A 19578-nucleotide genomic window follows, 5' to 3' on the forward strand; every position below is an offset into this window, starting at 1 on the left:
CTGGCCCATGAAAAAACCGCACGGGCCTGGTGGCGCCGTGCGGCTTTCTGGGGGAGGGAGGCGATCAGCTGAAGAAATTCTTCAGCCGGTCCGTCCAGCTCTCGCCGCTGGGCGAGTGGCGCGAGCCGCCCTTCTTGAGCGATTCCTCCAGTTCGCGCAGCAGCTTGCGCTGGTGCTCGGTCAGCTTCACGGGCGTCTCGACCGCGATGTGGCAGTACAGATCGCCCGGGTAGCTGGCGCGCACGCCCTTGATGCCCTTGCCGCGCAGGCGGAACTGCTTGCCGGCCTGGGTGCCTTCGGGGATGTCGATGGCTGCCTTGCCGGCCAGGGTGGGCACCTCGATCTCACCGCCCAGCGCGGCCGTGATGAAGCTCACGGGCACCTGGCAGTGCAGATCGTCGCCATCGCGCTCGAAGATGTCGTGCTTCTTCAGGCGGATCTCGATGTACAGGTCGCCCGGCGGGCCACCGTTGGTGCCCGGCTCGCCATTGCCCGTGCTGCGGATGCGCATGCCGTCGTCGATGCCCGAAGGAATCTTCACTTCCAGCGTCTTTTGCTTCTTGAGCTTGCCCTGGCCATGGCAGGTGGTGCAGGGCTCGGGGATGATCTTGCCCGTGCCGCGGCAGTGCGGGCAGGTCTGCTGCACGCTGAAGAAGCCCTGGCGCATCTGCACCGTGCCGCTGCCCGAGCAGGTCGAGCAGGTCTTGGCGCTGGTGCCAGGCTTGGCGCCGCTGCCGTGGCAGGTGTCGCAGCTCTCCCACGAGGGGATGCGGATCTGCGCATCCTTGCCGCGTGCGGCTTCCTCCAGGGTGATCTCCATGGCGTAGCTCAGGTCGCTGCCGCGGTAGACCTGGCGGCCACCGGCGCCGCGGCCCCGCCCGCCCTGCTGGCCGAACATGTCGCCGAAGATGTCGCCGAACGCCTCGGCAAAGCCGCCGAAGCCCTCGGCGCCTGCGCCACCCGGGCCACGCATGTTGGGGTCCACCCCGGCGTGGCCGTACTGGTCGTAGGCGGCCCGCTTTTGCGGGTCCGAGAGCATTTCGTAGGCCTCCTTGGCCTCCTTGAACTTCTCTTCGGCAGGCTTGGCGGCATCGCCCTGGTTGCGGTCAGGGTGGTGCTTCATCGCCAGCTTGCGATAAGCCTTCTTGATCTCTTCGTCCGAAGCGTTCTTGGGAACGCCCAGGACTTCGTAAAAATCGCGTTTGGACATGGTCTTTCTGGGCCCGGTTGGAACAGGAACGCCGCGCAAGCCCCCTTGTCAGGAAACTCGCGCGGCGGCTCGGATCAAACGGGGCGTGCTCAGCCCTTCTTGACTTCCTTCACCTCGGCATCGACCACATTGTCGTCGTCGGGCTTGGCACCGCCGGCAGCAGCCTGCTGGGCCGATGCATCGGCTGCGCCGGCGCCTGCGGCTGCCTGGGCGGCTTGCGCGTCGGCGTACATCTTCTCGCCCAGCTTCTGGCTGGCGGCCATCAGGGCCGTCGTCTTTTCCTCGATGGCAGCCTTGTCCTCGCCCTTGAGCGCGTCTTCCAGGGCCTTCACGGCCGAGGTGATCGCGTCCTTCTCGCCGGCGTCGAGCTTGTCGCCATGCTCGGCCAGGCTCTTGTTCACGCTGTGCACGGCGGCTTCGCCCTGGTTGCGCGCCTGGATCAGCTCCAGCTTCTTCTTGTCGTCGGCCGCGTTCAGTTCGGCGTCCTTCACCATCTTCTGGATTTCTTCTTCCGACAGGCCCGAGCTGGCCTTGATGGTGATCTTGTTTTCCTTGCCCGTGCCCTTGTCCTTGGCGCCCACGTGCAGGATGCCGTTGGCGTCGATGTCGAAGGACACCTCGATCTGCGGCACGCCGCGCGATGCGGGTGGAATGCCTTCCAGGTTGAACTCGCCCAGCAGCTTGTTGCCCGAGGCCATTTCGCGCTCACCCTGGAACACCTTGATCGTCACGGCCGGCTGGTTGTCGTCGGCGGTCGAGAAGGTCTGGGCGAACTTCGTCGGGATCGTGGTGTTCTTGGTGATCATCTTGGTCATGACGCCGCCCAGGGTCTCGATGCCCAGGGACAGGGGGGTCACGTCCAGCAGCAGCACGTCCTTGCGGTCGCCCGAGAGCACCTGGCCCTGGATGGCGGCGCCCACGGCCACGGCTTCGTCAGGGTTCACGTCCTTGCGGGGTTCCTTGCCGAAGAATTCCTTGACCTTCTCCTGCACCTTGGGCATGCGGGTCATGCCGCCCACCAGGATCACGTCGTGGATGTCGGACACCGACACGCCGGCGTCCTTGATGGCCGTGCGGCAGGGCGCGATGGTGCGCTCGATCAGCTCTTCCACCAGGGCTTCCAGCTTGGCGCGGGTCAGCTTGATGTTCAGGTGCTTGGGGCCCGAGGCGTCGGCCGTGATGTAGGGCAGGTTGATGTCGGTCGCAGCCGAGTTGGACAGCTCGATCTTGGACTTCTCGGCCGCTTCCTTCAGGCGCTGCAGGGCCAGCACGTCCTTGGACAGGTCCACACCTTGCTCTTTCTTGAACTCGGTGATGATGTAGTCGATGATGCGCTGGTCGAAGTCTTCGCCACCCAGGAAGGTGTCGCCGTTGGTCGACAGCACTTCGAACTGCTTTTCGCCGTCCACGTCGGCGATCTCGATGATGGACACGTCGAACGTGCCGCCGCCCAGGTCATACACGGCGATCTTGCGGTCGCCCTTTTCCTGTTTGTCCAGGCCGAAGGCCAGGGCTGCAGCGGTGGGTTCGTTGATGATGCGCTTGACGTCCAGGCCCGCGATGCGGCCGGCGTCCTTGGTGGCCTGGCGCTGGGCGTCGTTGAAGTACGCGGGCACCGTGATCACGGCTTCCGTGACCGGCTCGCCCAGGTAGTCCTCGGCCGTCTTCTTCATCTTGCGCAGGATGTCGGCCGACACCTGCTGGGCCGACAGCTTGTTGCCGCGCACTTCGATCCAGGCGTCGCCGTTGTCGGCGGCCACGATCTTGTAGGGCATCAGGTCGATGTCCTTTTGCACTTCCTTTTCCGTGAACTTGCGGCCGATCAGGCGCTTCACGGCGTACAGCGTGTTCTTGGGGTTGGTCACGGCCTGGCGCTTGGCCGAGGCGCCGACGAGGATCTCGCCGTCTTCCTGGTAGGCCACGATCGAGGGCGTGGTGCGGGCGCCTTCGCTGTTCTCGATCACGCGGGTCGTGTTGCCCTCCATGATGGAGACGCAGCTGTTCGTGGTGCCCAGGTCAATACCGATGATTTTTCCCATTTTCTTCTCCGCGATGTTTGAGTGATTTGGATGATTGGTAACTTGTGGATAACTTGGCTGGCTTCAAGCCGTTGTCCACCATATTTATTTATTTCGGGGCTGTGACGGTCACGAGCGCCGGGCGCAGCACGCGGTCGGCGATCTTGTAGCCCTTTTGCAGCACAGCCACCACGGTGTTGGGTTCCTGGTCGGCGGGCGCCACGCTGATGGCCTGGTGCTGGTGGGGGTCGAACTTCTCGCCGGCCGGTGGGTTGATGGCCAGCACCTTGTTGCGCTCCAGCGCCGAGGTCAGCTGGCGCAGGGTGGCGTCGGCGCCCTCGCGCAGCTGCTGGGGCGTGGCCTCTTTGATGGCCAGGGCTGCATCCAGGCTGTCGGCCACGGGCAGCAGGCTCTCGGCAAAGCTCTCGATGCCGAACTTGCGGGCCTTGGCCACTTCGTCCTCGGCGCGGCGGCGGGCGTTCTCGGCCTCGGCCTTGGCGCGCAGGAACTGGTCGGCCAGGTCGGCGCTCTTGGCCTTGAGCTCGGCCAGCTCGCCTTGCAGGCGCGACAGCTCGTCAGAGGCATTGGCGGCCATGGCGGCTTCAATTTCTTCGGGGGAGGCGTCTTGGGAGGTGGTGGGCTGGCTGTTGTCGGACATGTCAGGGTCTTCGTAAATAAAACAGTACGCGCACAAGGTTGGGCGTGTGTGTGGTATTTCAAGTTCGTGCGCCATGCAGGGGCATTGGCGGCAGCGAAGCGAGGGGAATGGGCAGGGCGGCAGCCCGTTTCTGGCAGGGGAGAGTGTACAAGGTCAAAGATGCGGGCTATAATCTACGGCTTTGCCCTTGCCACACCGCTTCTGGACGCAGCGGGTGGTCTCATCCAAAAGGAGTCTGCATGCGTCATTACGAAATCATTTTGTTGATCCACCCGGATCAAAGCGAACAAGTTCCAGCCATGCTGGAGCGCTACAAGGGCATGATCACCGCTGGCGGTGGCAAGGTGCACCGCGTGGAAGACTGGGGCCGCCGTCAACTGGCGTACCTGATCAACAAGCTGGCCAAGGCCCACTACCTGTGCGTGAACATCGAAGCCGACCAGGCTGTGATGGCTGAGCTGGAGCACGCCTTCAAGTTCAACGACGCCGTGCTGCGCCACCTGACGGTTCAGAAGAAGAAGGCCGAGACCGGTCCTTCCTCGATGATGAAGACCGTCGAGCGCGAAGAAGCCCGCAAGGCCAGCCAGGCGGAATACGCCGCTGCCGGCGAGCGCTGATCGCCCACCGCCCTTTCGGGAGTGGAGAACCGCGTCGTCTTGACGGCCTGTATCGCCGAGGCTGAAGCCCTGCGCTACACCCCCGCCGGTCTGCCTGCCATCACCCTGCGGCTCGAACACGAGTCCAGGCAAAACGAGGCAGGGGAACCCCGGGACGTCAAGGCAGCCATGAAGGCCGTTGCATTCGGTGCGATGGCCGAGCGGCTGGCAAGGCAGCAGATTGGGAGTCGATGGACTTTCAACGGCTTTCTCGCCACGCCGCGCAATGGCCGCAACGCCGTGCTCCACATCCAGGATATTCAACAAAATTAATTTTCAAGAGGTCCGCAATGGCCACGTTCAAGAAGTTCAACAAAGACAAGCGCCCAAAGCGCAACACCCAGTCCCTGCTGTTCAAGCGCAAGCGCTTCTGCCGCTTCACGGTGACCGGTGTTGAAGAAATCGACTACAAGGATGTCGACACGCTGCGCGATTTCATCGCCGAAAACGGCAAGATCATCCCCGCGCGCCTGACCGGCACGCGCGCCATCTTCCAGCGCCAGCTGAACACCGCCATCAAGCGCGCCCGCTTCCTGGCCCTGGTGCCTTACAGCGACCAGCACAAGATCTAAGGAGCACAACCCATGCAAATCATTCTGCTCGACAAGGTTGTGAACCTCGGCAACCTGGGTGAAATCGTCAAGGTCAAGGACGGTTACGCTCGCAACTTCCTGATCCCTTCGGGCCGCGCCCGCCGCGCCACCGAAGCCGCCAAGGCCGAGTTCGAAGCCAAGCGCGCCGAACTGGAAAAGGCTGCTGCCGCCAAGCTGGCACAAGCCCAGGCTGAAGGCGAAAAGCTGGCCGGCACCACGGTCAAGCTGACGCAAAAGGCTGGCGTGGATGGCCGCCTGTTCGGTTCCGTCACCAACCACGACATCGCCGAAGAGCTGAACAAGCAAGGCTACAAGGTTGCCAAGTCGCAAGTGCGCCTGCCCAACGGCCCGATCAAGGTCGTGAGCGACAGCGTCGTGAGCGTGGCCCTGCACACCGACGTGGTGGTGGACGTCAACGTCTCGGTCTACGGCGAAACCGCCTGATCGCCATCGCGTAGACTCTGTCTGCGCGATTCGCTGGAAGCCGCCTTCGGGCGGCTTTCGTGTTTTTGATCCGACCATCCATCTGTACAGGATTGCCCACCGGTATTCCACAGGTTGCCCAAAGGCTTGTCCCGGCCGTCCGGAGAAATCCATGTCCGCTGTCTTTCCCCCGCTCGAAGACCAGGGAGCGCTGCCATCCTCCAGTGACGACCAGGAGATCGCCAAGCTGCGCACGCCGCCGCACTCCATCGAGGCCGAATCCAGCGTGCTTGGCGGCCTGCTGCTGGACAACAACGCCTGGGACCGTGTGGGCGACCTGCTCAAGGAGGGGGATTTCTACCGCTACGAGCACCAGGCGATCTTTGCGGCCATCGGTGCCCTGATCAACGCCAGCAAGCCGGCCGACGTGATCACGGTGTTCGAGCAGCTGCAGAACCAGGGCAAGGGCCAGGAGGTGGGCGGGCTGGCCTACCTGAACAACCTGGCGCAGTACGTTCCGAGCGCCACCAACATCCGCCGCTACGCCGAGATCGTGCGCGAGCGCGCCATCCTGCGCAAGCTGGTCACGGCCAGCGACGAGATCTCCACCAATGCCTTCAACCCGCAGGGCAAGACGGTGGAGCGCATCCTGGACGAAGCCGAGGCCAAGATCTTCGCCATCGGCGAAGAGGGTTCGCGCAACAAGCAGGGTTTTCAGTCGCTCGACAACCTGGTGATCGACCTGCTCGACAAGGTGCAGGAGATGGCCGACAACCCGGCCGACGTGACGGGTGTGCCCACGGGCTTTGCCGACCTCGATCGCATGACCTCGGGGCTGCAGGCGGGCGACATGATCGTGCTGGCGGCCCGCCCCTCCATGGGCAAGACCTCGTTCGCGGTGAACATCGCCGAACACGTGGCGCTCAACGAGGGCCTGCCGGTCGCCATCTTCTCCATGGAAATGGGCGCCGCCCAGCTCGCGGTGCGTATCGTGGGCTCCATCGGCCGCGTCAACCAGGGCAACCTGCGCACCGGCAAGCTCACCGACGACGAGTGGCCGCGCCTGACCGAGGCCATCGAGCGGCTGCGCACCGTCTCGCTGCACATCGACGAAACCCCGGGCCTGTCGCCGGGCGAGCTGCGCGCCAATGCGCGGCGCCTGGCGCGCCAGTGCGGCAAGCTCGGCCTCATCGTGGTCGACTACCTGCAGCTCATGAGTGGCTCGGGTGCCGGCAGCGCCGACAACCGCGCCACCGAACTCGGCGAGATCTCCCGGGGCCTGAAGATGCTGGCCAAGGAGCTGCAATGCCCGGTGATCGCGCTGTCTCAGCTCAACCGCTCGGTGGAGCAGCGCACCGACAAGCGCCCCATGATGTCCGACCTGCGCGAATCGGGCGCCATCGAGCAGGACGCGGACATCATCATGTTCATCTACCGCGATGACTACTACAACAAGGACAGCAAGGAGCCCAACGTGGCCGAGGTCATCATCGGCAAGCAACGTAACGGTCCCACGGGCACCGTGAAGCTGTTCTTCCAGAAGAACCAGACCCGCTTCGAAAACCTGGCCATGGGCGGTGGGGATGATTATTAACCCCCCCTGAGGCGCTGCGCGCCATCCCCCCAGGGGGACGCTCCCGGTGCGGCGGGGCGGCCCTTGCACGGGAGCGCTGGCGGGGCCGCGCCGATTTCAAAGGGCGGGTCACCAATGAAAAAAGCCCCTGCCATCGTTGGCAGGGGCTTTTGAGTTTTCTACGCGATCAGAGTACCTCGCTGGCAAAGTCCGCCAGACGTGAGCGCTCGCCCCGCGCCAGCGTGATATGGCCGCTGTGTGGCCAGCCCTTGAAGCGGTCCACCGCATAGGTCAGGCCCGAGGAGCCTTCGGTCAGGTAGGGGGTGTCGATCTGCGCCAGGTTGCCCATGCAGATGATCTTGGTGCCCGGGCCGGCGCGCGTGATCAGCGTCTTCATCTGCTTGGGCGTCAGGTTCTGCGCCTCGTCGATGATCACGTACTTGTTCAGGAAGGTGCGCCCGCGCATGAAGTTCATGCTCTTGATCTTGATGCGGCTGCGGATCAGCTCGTTGGTGGCGGCACGGCCCCACTCGCCGGCATTGCCACCATCGCCCTTGGCCAGGAATTCGAGGTTGTCGTCGAGGGCGCCCATCCAGGGGCCCATCTTCTCTTCTTCCGTGCCGGGCAGGAAGCCGATGTCCTCGCCCACGCTCACGGTGGCGCGGGTCATGATGATCTCGGTGTAGCGGCGATCGTCCAGCACCTGGGTCAGGCCCGCGGCCAGGGCCAGCAGGGTCTTGCCGGTGCCGGCCGTGCCGGTCAGGGTCACGAAGTCGATCTCGGGGTCCATGAGCAGGTTCATGGCGTAGTTCTGCTCGCGGTTGCGCGTGGTCACGCCCCAGACCGCATGCTTGGCCGAGCCATAGTCCTTGAGGGTCTGCAGCACGGCCGTCTTCTCGCGGATCTCGCTCACGCGCGCGAACAGGCTGGGCTCGCCGGGCGCCTCGAAGTACACGAACTGATTGATCATCAGCTGCGGCACGATGGGGCCGCCAATGCGGTAGTAAGTGTGCACTCCGCTTTGCCAGCTCTCCACGTTCTTGCCGCTCTTGACCCAGAAGTCGGGCGGCAGGGCGAGCACACCCGAGTACAGCAGGTCGCCGTCTTCCAGGGTCTTGTCGTTCTGGTAGTCCTCGGCGGCCAGGCCCAGGGCGCGTGCCTTGACGCGCATGTTGATGTCCTTGGACACCAGCACCACCTCGCGTGGCGCATGCAGCTTGCGCAGGGCCTCCACCACGCCCAGGATCTGGTTGTCCGCCTTGCCCTGCGGCAGGCTGGTGGGCAGGCTGTAATCCAGCGGCGCGGTCTGGAAGAACAGGTGGCCGCCGGCTGCGCGCTGGCCGGTGGAGTCGAGCTTGAGGCCGTGGGCGATGTCGGCACCCTGCACCCCGGCCAGGGCGTCGAGCGTGCGGCTGGTCTGGCGGCCGTTGCGGGCCACCTCGGTCATGCCCTTCTTGTGGCCGTCGAGCTCCTCCAGCACGATCATCGGCAGGAAGATGTCGTGCTCTTCGAAGCGGAACAGGCTGGTCGGGTCGTGCAGCAGCACATTGGTGTCCAGCACGAACAGCTTGGTCGGACCGCTGGGGCGCGCGCGCTTGGTGGTACGGCTGGCGGGGGCGGCGGCCGGCGCGGCCGTGGCGGCGCGGCTGGCTGTCTTCTTGGCGGTGCTGCGCGGGCTGGCGGGGGTGGCCGGCGCCTTGGCACGGCTGGGCGCGGCGGCGGGCTCCCCTGCGGGGAGGGGGGTCACGCTCGCCACCGGGGCAGGCACGGCCTGCAGGGTGGTGCGGCCGGCGGTCGTCTTGCGGGCGGGCGTACGGGGTGCAGAGAGTTCCGGGGCCTCTGTGGCCGCAGGCTGCGCTGTGGCGCGGCCGGGTTTGGCCACCACGTCATAGGCATCGGGGGAGAGCAGGGCGGCGCGGCGGCTGGGGGCGGGAGGAAGGGGCATGGTGTACGGGCCTCGGTCTGGTAGGGATCAGAAAGCAAAAAGCCGCCTGGAGGCCAAGGCGGCTTTGTCGGGGAAGGCTGGCGTTGCAAAATCCGGAAGCATCGACCCCATTATGCCCATTCCCGGTGGCGCTTCCGAAGTGGGTGGATGCGCCTGTTGCGTGGATGCCCGCCGGGCGGCTTCAGGCGGCTTTCTTCAGGGCCTTGATGCTTTTGACGGCCTTGAGCACTTCGTCCACGTGGCCGGGGACCTTCAGGCCGCGCCATTCCTGCACCAGCAGGCCGTCGGGACCGATCAGGAAGGTGCTGCGCTCGATGCCCTTGACCTTCTTGCCGTACATGATCTTGTTCTTGACCACGCCGAACATGTGGCACATCTTCTCTTCGGTGTCGGCGATCAGCTCGAACGGCAGTTCCAGCTTTTCCTTGAAGTCGTCGTGCGACTTCATGTTGTCGCGCGACACGCCGAACACGGCAGCACCGGCCTTCACGAAGTCCTTGTACTTGTCGCGGAACTGCATGGCCTCCGTCGTGCAGCCCGGGGTGTTGTCCTTGGGATAGAAGTACAGCACCAGAATCTGGCCGAGGTGGGAGGTGTTGGAGACCTTGATTCCACCGGTTGCGTTGGCTTCAAATTCAGGGAGGGGTTTGTTGACAACGATCGCCATATCACTTCAATCTCTCAGGATGTAGTCGTTGATAAGCCAGGGGAGTGGGGGTGTTTTTGCTTTTGGAGGGCCCCTGACCGCAACCGGAGATTTTACCCTGAAACGGACTCTTTCGCGAATCGCATTCTGTAACCAAAGTACACAGGCCGGAACCTGTTCGGTACCTCCACCGCCCTGGGGCGAGGGTCAGGACGCCGCCTCCAGCAGCAGTGCCGCAACCACATTGCGCCCCTCGCCAGCCAGGATGTTGTAGGTGCGGCAGGCAGCCGCCGTGTCCATGGTTTCCAGGCCCAGGCGGCGCGCCATCAGCGGCTGCAGCCAGGCCGGGGGCGGAAAACGGTTGCGCTGGCCGCTGCCGAAGATGACCAGCTCGGTCTCCAGCTGTGCCAGTTCGGCAAAGTGCTCGGCCGTGAGGTCCTCATAGCGCGCGCAGGGCCAGGCCCGGCGCAAACCGTCCGAGCCCACGATCACGCTGTGTGTGATCTTCTCGCCATCCACCCCGATCCAGCCCGGGCCATAGCCCGTGACGGTTTGTACGTTGGCTTTGTCCGGCTGGAATTTCATGGTGTGCGTCGGGTGCGCGGCGCGGGCCCGGGGGCCCGCCTCGCTGGTGATCTGTGGTCAAATTATAGGTTTCGCCCATTGGCTGGCCCCGTTGGCTGACCCTGGTGCGAGCCGCACTTTTTGTCCACCGCATCTTCCAGCGCATGAAAACCGTCCAGAAATCCGCCAAGCTTGCCAACGTCTGCTACGACATCCGGGGCCCGATCATGGACGCGGCCAAGAAGATGGAAGAGGACGGCCACAAGATCATCAAGCTCAACATCGGCAACCTGGCGGTGTTCGGTTTCGATGCGCCCGAAGAGATCCAGCAGGACATGATCCGCAACCTGCCCAACTCGGCCGGCTATTCGGACAGCAAGGGCATCTTCGCGGCCCGCAAGGCCGTGATGCACGAGACCCAGAAGCAGGGCATCAAGGGCGTGGCCCTCGATGACATCTACCTGGGCAACGGCGCCAGCGAACTCATCGTGATGGCCACCAACGCCCTGCTGGACGATGGCGATGAGCTGTTGCTGCCCTCGCCCGACTACCCGCTGTGGACGGCTGCGGCCAGCCTCTCGGGCGGCACGCCCGTGCACTACCTGTGCGAAGAGGCCAATGGCTGGATGCCCGACCTGGCCGACATCCGCGCCAAGATCACGCCGCGCACCAAGGGCATCGTGGTCATCAACCCCAACAACCCCACGGGTGCGCTGTACTCGGACGAATTGCTCAAGGGCATCGTCGCCATCGCGCGCGAGCATGGTCTCGTGATCTTTGCCGACGAGGTCTACGACAAGGTGCTGTACGACGGCGCCACGCACACCGCCATCGGTTCGCTCAGCGAGGACGTGCTCACCCTCACCTTCAACTCCCTGTCCAAGAGCTACCGCTCCTGCGGTTACCGCGCGGGCTGGCTGGTGGTCTCGGGCGACAAGAAGCCCGCGAAGGACTACATCGAGGGCCTGAACATGCTCTCCAACATGCGCTTGTGCGCCAACGTGCCCGGCCAGTGGGCCGTGCAGACGGCGCTGGGCGGCTACCAGAGCATCAACGAACTGGTGTGCGAGGGCGGCCGCCTGCGCAAGCAGCGCGACCTGGCCTATGAGCTGATCACCGCCATCCCGGGCGTCACCTGCGTGAAGCCGCGCGCCGCGCTGTACATGTTCCCGCGCCTGGACCCGGCCATCTACCCGATCCAGGACGACCAGCAGTTCTTCCTGGAGCTGCTGCAGGAGACCAAGGTCATGCTGGTGCAGGGCACGGGCTTCAACTGGGCCGCACCCGACCATTTCCGCATCGTGTTCCTGCCCCATGAGGACGACCTGCGCGATGCCATCGGCCGCGTGGCGCGCTTCCTTGAGCAGTACCGCAAGCGCCAGCAGACCGCCGTCGCCTGAGGCGGCCGGGCCCGCTGACCGACAGACAGACAGGAGACCTGCCCATGCGCCACCGCCATGCCGCCCGATCCCTGGCACTGCCCGTCTGCCTGGCTGTGCTGGCGCTGCCGGTGCAGGCCGCCGACAAGGACCCCGTGGGCTTTCGGCACAAGGACTGGGGCCTGCAGTGCGACAACACCCGGGCCTGCCGGGCCGTGGGCTACCAGGCGGAGGCCGGCGACTCCGGCCCCGTCTCCATCCGCCTGGCACGCGAGGCCGGGCCGGGCACGCCGGTGCTGGTGGACCTGCAGGTGTCCAGCGACAACGCCACCCCGGCGGCGCTCAACCTCAAGGTGGGCAAGCTGGCCCTGACCGGCCTCAAGGGCGAGATGCCCCGTGTGCCTGCCGGCCAGGTGGCTGCACTGCTGCAGGAGCTGCAGAAGAACGACGAGGCCACCGTCACGGCGGGCAAGGAGCAGTGGGTGCTGTCGCTGGCGGGTGCCAGCGCCGTGCTGCTCAAGATGGACGAGGCGCAGGGCCGCATCGGCACGCCCGGAGCCCTGGTGCGGCGCGGTGCCAAGCCCGAGTCCTCAGTGCCGGCCGCCGTGCCGGCGCCGGTGGTCAACGCCGTGCTGCCCCTGCCAGAGCGCAAGGGCGACGCCGCCCTCGCCAAGCCGCTGCTGGCGGCCATCAACCTCAAGGAGGTGGATGAGCGCTGCAATGGCGATCCGCCCAAGCCTGCCGACGTGCAGGTGCACCGCCTGACCGAGCGCAAGGTGCTGCTGTCCATCCCCTGCGCCATGGGCGCCTACAATTTCGGTGGACTCAACTGGCTGGCCAACGACCGCCCGCCCTACCAGCCGCAGCCACTCGACGCCGAAGGCGAATTCGATGCGGCCGATGGTTCGATCCGCTCCTCCATGAAGGGACGCGGCATCGGTGACTGCTGGTCCATGCAGGAATGGCACTTCGACGGCAAAGGCTTCGTGCTGACCGGCGAATCCGGCGACAGCATGTGCCGCGGCTTTGCCGGTGGCGCCTGGCAACTGCCCTCCTATACCGCCAAGGTGGTCCTGCCCACCAACCCCGCTTCCAAGAAACCCTGATTTTTATGACCATGAAACCCATCCAAGTAGGCCTGCTGGGCATCGGCACCGTCGGCAGCGGCGTGTTCAACGTGCTGCAGCGCAACCAGGAAGAAATCCGCCGCCGCGCGGGCCGCGGCATCGAGATCACCATGGTGGCCGATCTCGATGTGGCACGCGCCCGCGCGGTCGTGGGTGAGGGCATCCAGGTCGTCAACGACGCCCGCGCCATCATCGCCAACCCTGATATCGACATCGTGATCGAGCTCATCGGCGGCTACGGCATCGCGCGCGCCCTGGTGCTCGAAGCGATTGCGGCCGGCAAGCATGTGGTCACCGCCAACAAGGCGCTGCTGGCCGTGCACGGCACCGAGATCTTCGCGGCCGCATCGGCCAAGGGCGTGATGGTGGCCTTCGAGGCCGCCGTCGCCGGTGGCATTCCCATCATCAAGGCGCTGCGCGAAGGCCTCACGGCCAACCGCATCCAGTGGATTGCCGGCATCATCAACGGCACCACCAACTTCATCCTGTCCGAGATGCGCGACAAGGGCCTGGATTTCGACGTGGTGCTCAAGGAGGCCCAGCGCCTGGGCTATGCCGAGGCCGACCCCACCTTCGACATCGAAGGCGTGGACGCTGCCCACAAGGTCACACTGATGAGCGCCATCGCCTTCGGCATCCCGGTGCAGTTCGACAAGGCCTACGTCGAAGGCATCACCAAGCTGGGCGCGGCCGACATCAAGTACGCCGAGCAACTGGGCTACCGCATCAAGCTCTTGGGCATCACCAAGCGCGCGGACAAGGGCGTCGAGCTGCGCGTGCACCCGAGCCTGGTGCCCGCCAAGCGCCTCATCGCCAACGTCGAGGGTGCCATGAACGCCGTGGTGGTGCAGGGCGATGCCGTGGGCTCCACGCTGTACTACGGCAAGGGCGCGGGCAGCGAACCCACGGCCAGCGCCGTGATCGCCGACCTGGTGGACATTGCCCGCCTGCACACGGCCGACCCCGAGCACCGCGTGCCGCACCTGGCTTTCCAGGCGAACACGCTCGCCGACGCCATGGGCACGCTGCCGCTGCTGCCCATGAGCGAAGTGGTCACCAGCTACTACCTGCGCCTGCGCGTGGCCGACCAGGCCGGCGTGCTGGCCAAGGTCACCGGCCTGCTGGCCGAAGCCGGCGTCAGCATCGACGCTGTGCTGCAGCGTGAGGCCGATGAAGTGGGCGGCGAAGGCTCCACCCAGACCGACCTCATCATCCTCACGCACGACACGCGCGAAGGCACCATGGACGCCGTGATCGCCCAGATGCAGGCCCTGCCCACCGTGCTTGCCCCGATCACGCGCATCCGCAAGGAAGAGCTCAACTGATAGCGCGCCTGCGATGCAGCCCTGCCACTGCCATGCCCACCCTGGTTGCTGCGCTCACGCTCGCGGCACTGCTGCGGCTGTCACTGGTGGAGTTGCCGCGTTGGCACCTGGCTTTCTGGTTCGCGGTGCTGGTCGGGCTGGCGCTTGTGCAGTCCATGCCGCGGTGGGATGCGGTGCTCAACGCCGCAGGCAGCTTTCTGGCGGCCTGGCTGTACTTCGTGCTGCTCGACCGCACCGACAACCGGGCCGACCGGGTACTGCACTGGCTCATCCTGGTCGGCGGCTTCTTTCTGCTGATCGCGTCGCGCCTCTTTATCGACATCCGTGTGTACGGCATCAGCTTTTGAACACAGACGGGACTTTCCCATGAAATACCTCAGCACCCGCGGCCATGCAGACCGCAAGCAGTTCTGCGACATCCTGCTCGAAGGCCTGGCCCCCGATGGCGGCCTCTACCTGCCCGAGCACTACCCAGAGGTCGACGATGCCATGCTCACGCGCCTGCGCAAGGCCTACCATGAGCAGGGCTACGCCGAACTGGCCTTCCAGATCCTGTCGCTGTACATCGACGACATCCCTGCGGCCGACCTCAAGGCCCTGTGCGAGAAGACGTACACCGCCGAGGTCTTCGGCACCGGCGAGATCGTGCCCCTGCGCCACCTCGAAAACAGCCTGTGGCTCGAAGCCCTGTCCAACGGCCCCACGCTGGCCTTCAAGGACATGGCCATGCAGCTCTTGGGCAACCTGTTCGAGTACGAACTGGGCCGCCGCGGCGAAGAGCTCAACATCCTGGGCGCCACCAGCGGCGACACCGGCAGTGCGGCCGAATACGCCATGCGCGGCAAGAAGGGCGTGCGCGTCTTCATGACCAGCCCGCACGGGCGCATGAGCGCCTTCCAGCAGGCGCAGATGTTCAGCCTGCAGGACGAGAACATCCACAACCTCGCCATCGAAGGCGTGTTCGACGACTGCCAGGACATCGTCAAGGCCGTGAGCAACGACCTCGCGTTCAAGCGCAAGTACAAGATCGGCACCGTCAACTCCATCAACTGGGCGCGCCTGCTGGCCCAGGTGGTCTACTACTTTGCCGGCTACGTGCAGGCCACCGAGACCAACGACCAGAAGGTCAGCTTCACCGTGCCCAGCGGCAACTTCGGCAACATCTGCGCCGGCCATGTGGCGCGCATGATGGGCCTGCCCATCGCCAAGCTGGTGGTCGCCACCAACGAGAACGATGTGCTCGACGAGTTCTTCCGCACCGGCGTGTACCGCGTGCGCGGCAGCGCCGATACGCACGAGACGTCGAGCCCCTCGATGGACATCAGCAAGGCCAGCAACTTCGAGCGCTTCGTGTTCGACCTGCTGGGGCGCGACGGCGCGCGCACCAAGGCCTTGTTCGGCGACGCACTGGCCAAGGAGGGCCAGTTCGACCTGAGCCGTGATCCGAAGTTTGCCGACGCCGCAGTGCGCTATGGCTTTGAGAGCGGCAAGAGCACGCATGCCGACCGCCTGGCCACCATCAAGGACAACTTCCAGCGCCACGGCGTGACCATCGACACCCACACCGCCGACGGCGTGAAGGTGGCCCTGGAGCACCACAGCGACCCCGCCGTGCCCATGATCGTGCTGGAGACGGCCCTGCCCATCAAGTTTGCCGAGACCATCGTCGAAGCCCTGGGCCAGCCGCCGGAGCGCCCGGCGAAGTTTGCCGGCATCGAAGACCTGCCCAAGCGCGTGCAGGTGATGCCTGCCGATGTGCGCCAGGTGCAGGCCTATATCGAGCGCCACTGCCAGTGAGGCGCCGCCTGCCCGCCAGGGCAGTCCGCGCCGCTTGTATCGGGGCGCCCTGGGCGTCCCTGTCGCTCCGTGACGGAGCTTGGTGGACCATGGGTGGCATGGCCTAGTGCAGGAGCATGGGATGAAGGTGGTAGGTTTTGCAGGGTTCTCCGGCAGCGGCAAGACCACGCTGGTCGAGCAGCTCATCCCCGAGATGCGGCTGCGCGGCCTGCGGGTCTCGGTGGTCAAGCACGCGCACCACAGCTTTGACATCGACCATGTGGGCAAGGACACCTGGCGCCACCGCGAGGCCGGTGCCTTCGAGGTCGTGGCGGCATCCGACCGGCGCCTGGCGCTGGTGCGTGAGTTCGAACGGCCGGCCGAGCTCACCGTGCACCACCTGCTGGCCGAGCTGTACCAGGGTGTCGACTGGGTGCTGGTGGAGGGCTTCAAGGACAGCGACCTGCTCAAGGTCGAGGTCTGGCGCGCCCCCGAGGCCGGCCAGGCCCCGAGGCCGGTGCGCTACGCCGAGGACGATTTCGTGGCGGCCGTCGCCACCGATGCGCCGGAGCAGCTGCCCGTGCCCACGGGCCTGCCCCTGCTCGACCTGAACAACCCGGCCCAGGTCGTGGACTGGTTGCTGCACTACGCCGAGCGTTTCGAATACGACTGGGATCTGCACCAATGAAGCCCCAAGCCGCCTTCAAGCCCCTCAAAGCCCTGGCCGAGGCCCTGGGCGAACTGCTCGACCGCGCGACCCCGCTGGCCGGCACCGAAACCGTCACCACCTTCGAGGCCGATGGCCGGGTGTTGGCCCGGGACGCCGTCTCGTCCCTGCAGGTGCCTCCCAACGACAACAGCTCCATGGATGGCTATGCCGTGCGCAGGGCCGACGTGGTGGCCGCGGGCGTGGTGCTGCCTGTGTCACAGCGCATTGCCGCGGGCAGCGCGGGCGCGCCCCTGCAGCCTGGCACGGCTGCGCGCATCTTCACGGGGGCGCCGGTTCCCGAGGGCGCCGACGCGGTGCTGATGCAGGAAGACTGCGAAGCCCTGGACGATGGCAGCGTGCGCATCAACCTGGTGCCCAATGCCGGCCAGTGGATACGCCGGGCTGGCGAGGACATCACCCGGGGCGCCGTGGTGCTGTCCGTCGGCACCCGCCTGGCGCCTGCGGAACTGGGCCTGGCCGCGAGCATCGGCCTGCACCAGCTGCAGGTGGCGCGCCGCCCGCGTGTGGCGCTGTTTTCCACCGGCGATGAACTGGTCATGCCGGGGGACGTGCCGCCCGAGCAGATGCGCCCGGGGGCCATCTACAACAGCAACCGCTTCTTCCTGCGGGCCATGCTGCTGCGCCTGGGCTGCGAGGTGACCGACCTGGGCATCGTCCCCGACCGGCGCGATGCGACCATCGAGGCACTGCAGCGTGCCAGCGAAGCCCACGATCTGATCCTGACCAGTGGAGGCGTGTCCGTCGGCGAAGAGGACCACATCAAGCCTGCCGTGGAATCGCTGGGAACGCTGGACCTCTGGCAGATCGCCATGAAGCCGGGCAAGCCCTTTGCCTACGGGCGGGTCGGCAAGGCCCATTTCATGGGCTTGCCAGGCAACCCGGTGTCGAGCTTTCTGACCTTTGCGCTGCTGGTGCGGCCCTTCCTGCTGCGCCTGCAGGGCGTTCAGGCCGTGGCCCCGCGCGCACTGCCTGCCACGGCCCATTTCACCTGGGCCCGGGCCGACAAGCGCCGTGAGTTCCTGCGCGTGCGGCACAACGCAGCGGGCGGGCTGGAGCTGTTCTCCAACCAGAGCTCGGGCGTGCTCACCTCCGCCGCCTGGGGTGACGGCGTGGTCGACAACCCCGCCGGGCAGACCATCGCACCGGGTGATACGGTGCAGTTCATTGCGTTTGCGGAGCTGTTGGGATGAAAGTCACCGTGCGCTACTTCGCCTCCATCCGCGAGGCCATCGGCCAGGGCAGCGAAGCGGTGGAGACCGCTGCTGCGACCCTGGGCGGGCTGCGCGACGAGCTGATCGCGCGCGGCGGCGCCCACGCGGCCAGCCTGGCCCGGGGCCGGGCCGTGCGCATGGCGCTGGACCAGGTGATGAGCGCCGAAGACGCGGCCTTGCGCGAGGGCGCCGAGGTGGCGTTCTTCCCGCCCGTCACGGGCGGCTGAGCCTTTCGCCGGCTACAGGGTCCGCAGGCGTTGCACCAGGGCGGGTGAGGCTGCCATCATCGGTGCGCGCAGTTCATTGCAGATCGCGCCGGCGTGCGCGAGCATGGCCTTGAGCGGGGCGGGGTTGGGTTCGGCAAAGCAGGCCTCGATCCAGGGCTGCAAGGCCTGCCAGATGTGGCGGGCCCCGGGCAGGTCGCCTGCGTGCAGCAAGCCCATCAGTTCCACGAACCGGGGCGTCTGCCAGTGCGCGCAGGCCGAGATGGCGCCAGCGCCGCCCAGTGCCAGCGTGTTGAAGATCTGTGCGTCTTCGCCGGTGAGTACCTGCAGGCGGCCATCGGCGATCAGGGCCTGCGTCTTGGCAAGGTTGCCCCCACAGTCCTTGATGGCCTGGATGCGGGGGTGTGCCGCCAGTTCCAGCAGGGTCTCGGTGGCGAGCGTGGCGCCCGTGCGGTAGGGAATGTCGTAGAGCACCACGGGCACGGTGCTGGCATCGGCGATGGCGCGGAACCAGTGCAGCAGGCCCTGCTGCGAGGGGCGGATGTAGTGCGGGGCGGACACCAGCAGCCCCGCCAGCGGGTAGCGCGCGAGGGTGCGCACCTGGTCCAGCACCTGGCCCTGGTGGTAGCCCGAGACACCCATCACCACGGGCCGGCCCCGGGCGGCCTCGAGCACGGTGTCCAGCACCTGCAGCTGCTCGGCCTTGTCCAGGGCCGCGGCCTCCCCGGTGGAACCGCAGGCGACGAAGCCCGAGACACCTTCGTCGCGCAGCCGGGCGGTCAGGGCCGCGAGGGCCAGGTGGTCCACCGCGCCGTCCTTGAACGGCGTGACCAGGGCGATCCAGAGCCCGCTGAAGACGGAGCAGCGGGCGGGGGCGGTTGTCAGGGAGGGCATGCGAAACATCCTTTCAGGGTTCGACCAGGGGAAGAACCGTCCGGAGGGAATGCGCGCGGAATGCCGGGGAGGGAAAAAGAAGGAAGTTAGCTTCTCTGCCAGGTGGTTCCGTCGCTCATCCGGACGGAACCACAGCTCCGGTCAGACGAGCTCTGGTTTTTTGGCTTTGGCCACGTGCTGCACGGCCACCGCGGGTGCGGTGTTCAGGGCCAGGGTGCTGCAGGTGGTCATGGTGCGCAGTATAGCGGCAAGCGCCGCGGGGTCGTCAGCCGGCCAGCGGCGCGGGCTCGGCAGGGGGCAGCAGCTCGGGGCATTGCCAGACCAGCAGCTCGGCCAGGCGCGTCACGATCCAGGTGGCCTCGGGCACCGAGACGCCGGACTCGCCCGTGCACAGCCCGGCATGGATGCGCCGCAGGATCTCGGCCTCGGAAGGGGCTTGCACGTGGTAGAGCGTCTGCGCATGTTCCACCAGGTGGCCGGCCAGGTCTTCGCACAGCTCGTAGCGGCTGCGCACCACGCTGGCGGGCTCGCGCAGGCGCTGGCGCGCATCGCTGTAAACGGCCATGAAGGAGGGGGGAACATGGATCTGGTTGTCGTCTTCGTACATGGGTCGAGGAGGCAAAGGA

At 66.1% G+C, this 19578-nt stretch carries 21 protein-coding genes; 13 read left to right on the forward strand and 8 right to left on the reverse strand.

Annotation, left to right across the window (positions count from 1 at the left end; all coding sequences use genetic code 11):
• Positions 1-64: 64 nt before the first annotated feature.
• The 3 genes from dnaJ to grpE form a co-directional block, all read right to left on the reverse strand.
• Positions 65-1210 (reverse strand): molecular chaperone DnaJ, encoded by a 1146-nt coding sequence (gene dnaJ / locus HNP48_RS14840; protein WP_184858208.1) that lies wholly within the window; start codon positions 1208-1210, stop codon positions 65-67.
• Positions 1211-1299: 89 nt separating this feature from the next.
• Positions 1300-3249: a molecular chaperone DnaK gene (dnaK, locus tag HNP48_RS14845; protein WP_184858217.1), complete on the reverse strand. Its 1950-nt coding sequence runs from the start codon at positions 3247-3249 to the stop codon at positions 1300-1302.
• Between the two features lie 88 nt (positions 3250-3337).
• On the reverse strand, positions 3338-3886 hold the full coding sequence (gene grpE / locus HNP48_RS14850; RefSeq protein ID WP_184858219.1) for a nucleotide exchange factor GrpE: 549 nt from the start codon (positions 3884-3886) through the stop codon (positions 3338-3340).
• A gap of 239 nt (positions 3887-4125) precedes the next feature.
• Between grpE and rpsF the strand changes: the two genes are divergently transcribed.
• The 5 genes from rpsF (at position 4126) to dnaB (ending at position 7152) form a co-directional block, all read left to right on the forward strand.
• Positions 4126-4503: a 30S ribosomal protein S6 gene (rpsF, locus tag HNP48_RS14855; RefSeq protein WP_015013245.1), complete on the forward strand. Its 378-nt coding sequence runs from the start codon at positions 4126-4128 to the stop codon at positions 4501-4503.
• 21 nt (positions 4504-4524) lie between these two features.
• The gene (priB, locus tag HNP48_RS14860; RefSeq protein ID WP_184858220.1) at positions 4525-4815 is read left to right on the forward strand and encodes a primosomal replication protein N; all 291 of its coding nucleotides are present in this window, start codon (positions 4525-4527) and stop codon (positions 4813-4815) included.
• Positions 4816-4832: 17 nt separating this feature from the next.
• The gene (gene rpsR, locus HNP48_RS14865) at positions 4833-5114 is read left to right on the forward strand and encodes a 30S ribosomal protein S18 (RefSeq protein ID WP_005795932.1); all 282 of its coding nucleotides are present in this window, start codon (positions 4833-4835) and stop codon (positions 5112-5114) included.
• A gap of 12 nt (positions 5115-5126) precedes the next feature.
• Positions 5127-5579, forward strand: coding sequence for a 50S ribosomal protein L9 (gene rplI, locus HNP48_RS14870; protein ID WP_184858222.1), 453 nt, complete (start codon positions 5127-5129; stop codon positions 5577-5579).
• Between the two features lie 151 nt (positions 5580-5730).
• On the forward strand, positions 5731-7152 hold the full coding sequence (gene dnaB / locus HNP48_RS14875; protein ID WP_184858224.1) for a replicative DNA helicase: 1422 nt from the start codon (positions 5731-5733) through the stop codon (positions 7150-7152).
• Positions 7153-7318: 166 nt separating this feature from the next.
• Here the strand turns inward: dnaB and HNP48_RS14880 are convergent, their stop codons facing one another.
• The 3 genes from HNP48_RS14880 to HNP48_RS14890 form a co-directional block, all read right to left on the reverse strand.
• Positions 7319-9076, reverse strand: a complete 1758-nt coding sequence (locus tag HNP48_RS14880; protein WP_184858226.1) for a PhoH family protein — start codon at positions 9074-9076, stop codon at positions 7319-7321.
• A gap of 181 nt (positions 9077-9257) precedes the next feature.
• Positions 9258-9743 carry a peroxiredoxin gene (locus HNP48_RS14885; RefSeq protein WP_184858228.1) on the reverse strand — a complete coding sequence of 162 codons (486 nt, stop codon included), beginning with the start codon at positions 9741-9743 and terminating at the stop codon, positions 9258-9260.
• Between the two features lie 186 nt (positions 9744-9929).
• A complete protein-coding gene (locus tag HNP48_RS14890; RefSeq protein WP_184858230.1) occupies positions 9930-10307 on the reverse strand; it encodes an Mth938-like domain-containing protein in 378 nt (125 codons plus the stop codon).
• Positions 10308-10450: 143 nt separating this feature from the next.
• Between HNP48_RS14890 and HNP48_RS14895 the strand changes: the two genes are divergently transcribed.
• From HNP48_RS14895 to HNP48_RS14930, 8 genes are all read left to right on the forward strand, one after another.
• Positions 10451-11686 (forward strand): pyridoxal phosphate-dependent aminotransferase, encoded by a 1236-nt coding sequence (locus tag HNP48_RS14895; RefSeq protein WP_184858232.1) that lies wholly within the window; start codon positions 10451-10453, stop codon positions 11684-11686.
• A gap of 44 nt (positions 11687-11730) precedes the next feature.
• Positions 11731-12771, forward strand: coding sequence for a DUF1176 domain-containing protein (locus HNP48_RS14900; RefSeq protein WP_184858234.1), 1041 nt, complete (start codon positions 11731-11733; stop codon positions 12769-12771).
• Between the two features lie 11 nt (positions 12772-12782).
• The gene (locus HNP48_RS14905) at positions 12783-14117 is read left to right on the forward strand and encodes a homoserine dehydrogenase (protein WP_184858237.1); all 1335 of its coding nucleotides are present in this window, start codon (positions 12783-12785) and stop codon (positions 14115-14117) included.
• 32 nt (positions 14118-14149) lie between these two features.
• Positions 14150-14464 (forward strand): response regulator, encoded by a 315-nt coding sequence (locus HNP48_RS14910; RefSeq protein WP_184858239.1) that lies wholly within the window; start codon positions 14150-14152, stop codon positions 14462-14464.
• Positions 14465-14483: 19 nt separating this feature from the next.
• Positions 14484-15914: a threonine synthase gene (thrC, locus tag HNP48_RS14915; protein ID WP_184858241.1), complete on the forward strand. Its 1431-nt coding sequence runs from the start codon at positions 14484-14486 to the stop codon at positions 15912-15914.
• 121 nt (positions 15915-16035) lie between these two features.
• On the forward strand, positions 16036-16581 hold the full coding sequence (mobB, locus tag HNP48_RS14920; protein WP_184858243.1) for a molybdopterin-guanine dinucleotide biosynthesis protein B: 546 nt from the start codon (positions 16036-16038) through the stop codon (positions 16579-16581).
• Entirely contained in the window at positions 16578-17813 is a 1236-nt protein-coding gene (glp, locus tag HNP48_RS14925; RefSeq protein WP_184858246.1) for a gephyrin-like molybdotransferase Glp, read from the forward strand. Before mobB ends, glp begins: the two co-directional genes overlap by 4 nt.
• Entirely contained in the window at positions 17810-18061 is a 252-nt protein-coding gene (locus HNP48_RS14930; protein ID WP_184858248.1) for a MoaD/ThiS family protein, read from the forward strand. Before glp ends, HNP48_RS14930 begins: the two co-directional genes overlap by 4 nt.
• A gap of 12 nt (positions 18062-18073) precedes the next feature.
• Here HNP48_RS14930 and dapA read toward each other — a convergent pair whose 3' ends face one another.
• The gene (gene dapA, locus HNP48_RS14935; RefSeq protein ID WP_184858250.1) at positions 18074-18952 is read right to left on the reverse strand and encodes a 4-hydroxy-tetrahydrodipicolinate synthase; all 879 of its coding nucleotides are present in this window, start codon (positions 18950-18952) and stop codon (positions 18074-18076) included.
• A 265-nt stretch (positions 18953-19217) separates the two neighbouring features.
• Positions 19218-19559, reverse strand: a complete 342-nt coding sequence (locus HNP48_RS14940) for a hypothetical protein (RefSeq protein WP_184858252.1) — start codon at positions 19557-19559, stop codon at positions 19218-19220.
• Positions 19560-19578: the final 19 nt, after the last annotated feature.

Source organism: Acidovorax soli (assembly GCF_014207955.1).
GTDB classification, from domain to species: Bacteria; Pseudomonadota; Gammaproteobacteria; order Burkholderiales; family Burkholderiaceae_C; genus Acidovorax; species Acidovorax soli_A.

What these genes read in the sequence shown, in the direction of transcription:
- dnaJ (WP_184858208.1), bottom strand. Translation starts at nt 1,210, where the DNA reads ATGTCCAAACGCGATTTTTACGAAGTCCTGGGCGTTCCCAAGAACGCT.
- dnaK (WP_184858217.1), bottom strand. Translation starts at nt 3,249, where the DNA reads ATGGGAAAAATCATCGGTATTGACCTGGGCACCACGAACAGCTGCGTC.
- grpE (WP_184858219.1), bottom strand. Translation starts at nt 3,886, where the DNA reads ATGTCCGACAACAGCCAGCCCACCACCTCCCAAGACGCCTCCCCCGAA.
- rpsF (WP_015013245.1), top strand. Translation starts at nt 4,126, where the DNA reads ATGCGTCATTACGAAATCATTTTGTTGATCCACCCGGATCAAAGCGAA.
- rpsR (WP_005795932.1), top strand. Translation starts at nt 4,833, where the DNA reads ATGGCCACGTTCAAGAAGTTCAACAAAGACAAGCGCCCAAAGCGCAAC.
- rplI (WP_184858222.1), top strand. Translation starts at nt 5,127, where the DNA reads ATGCAAATCATTCTGCTCGACAAGGTTGTGAACCTCGGCAACCTGGGT.
- dnaB (WP_184858224.1), top strand. Translation starts at nt 5,731, where the DNA reads ATGTCCGCTGTCTTTCCCCCGCTCGAAGACCAGGGAGCGCTGCCATCC.
- HNP48_RS14880 (WP_184858226.1), bottom strand. Translation starts at nt 9,076, where the DNA reads ATGCCCCTTCCTCCCGCCCCCAGCCGCCGCGCCGCCCTGCTCTCCCCC.
- HNP48_RS14885 (WP_184858228.1), bottom strand. Translation starts at nt 9,743, where the DNA reads ATGGCGATCGTTGTCAACAAACCCCTCCCTGAATTTGAAGCCAACGCA.
- HNP48_RS14890 (WP_184858230.1), bottom strand. Translation starts at nt 10,307, where the DNA reads ATGAAATTCCAGCCGGACAAAGCCAACGTACAAACCGTCACGGGCTAT.
- HNP48_RS14895 (WP_184858232.1), top strand. Translation starts at nt 10,451, where the DNA reads ATGAAAACCGTCCAGAAATCCGCCAAGCTTGCCAACGTCTGCTACGAC.
- HNP48_RS14900 (WP_184858234.1), top strand. Translation starts at nt 11,731, where the DNA reads ATGCGCCACCGCCATGCCGCCCGATCCCTGGCACTGCCCGTCTGCCTG.
- HNP48_RS14905 (WP_184858237.1), top strand. Translation starts at nt 12,783, where the DNA reads ATGAAACCCATCCAAGTAGGCCTGCTGGGCATCGGCACCGTCGGCAGC.
- HNP48_RS14910 (WP_184858239.1), top strand. Translation starts at nt 14,150, where the DNA reads ATGCCCACCCTGGTTGCTGCGCTCACGCTCGCGGCACTGCTGCGGCTG.
- thrC (WP_184858241.1), top strand. Translation starts at nt 14,484, where the DNA reads ATGAAATACCTCAGCACCCGCGGCCATGCAGACCGCAAGCAGTTCTGC.
- mobB (WP_184858243.1), top strand. Translation starts at nt 16,036, where the DNA reads ATGAAGGTGGTAGGTTTTGCAGGGTTCTCCGGCAGCGGCAAGACCACG.
- glp (WP_184858246.1), top strand. Translation starts at nt 16,578, where the DNA reads ATGAAGCCCCAAGCCGCCTTCAAGCCCCTCAAAGCCCTGGCCGAGGCC.
- HNP48_RS14930 (WP_184858248.1), top strand. Translation starts at nt 17,810, where the DNA reads ATGAAAGTCACCGTGCGCTACTTCGCCTCCATCCGCGAGGCCATCGGC.
- dapA (WP_184858250.1), bottom strand. Translation starts at nt 18,952, where the DNA reads ATGCCCTCCCTGACAACCGCCCCCGCCCGCTGCTCCGTCTTCAGCGGG.
- HNP48_RS14940 (WP_184858252.1), bottom strand. Translation starts at nt 19,559, where the DNA reads ATGTACGAAGACGACAACCAGATCCATGTTCCCCCCTCCTTCATGGCC.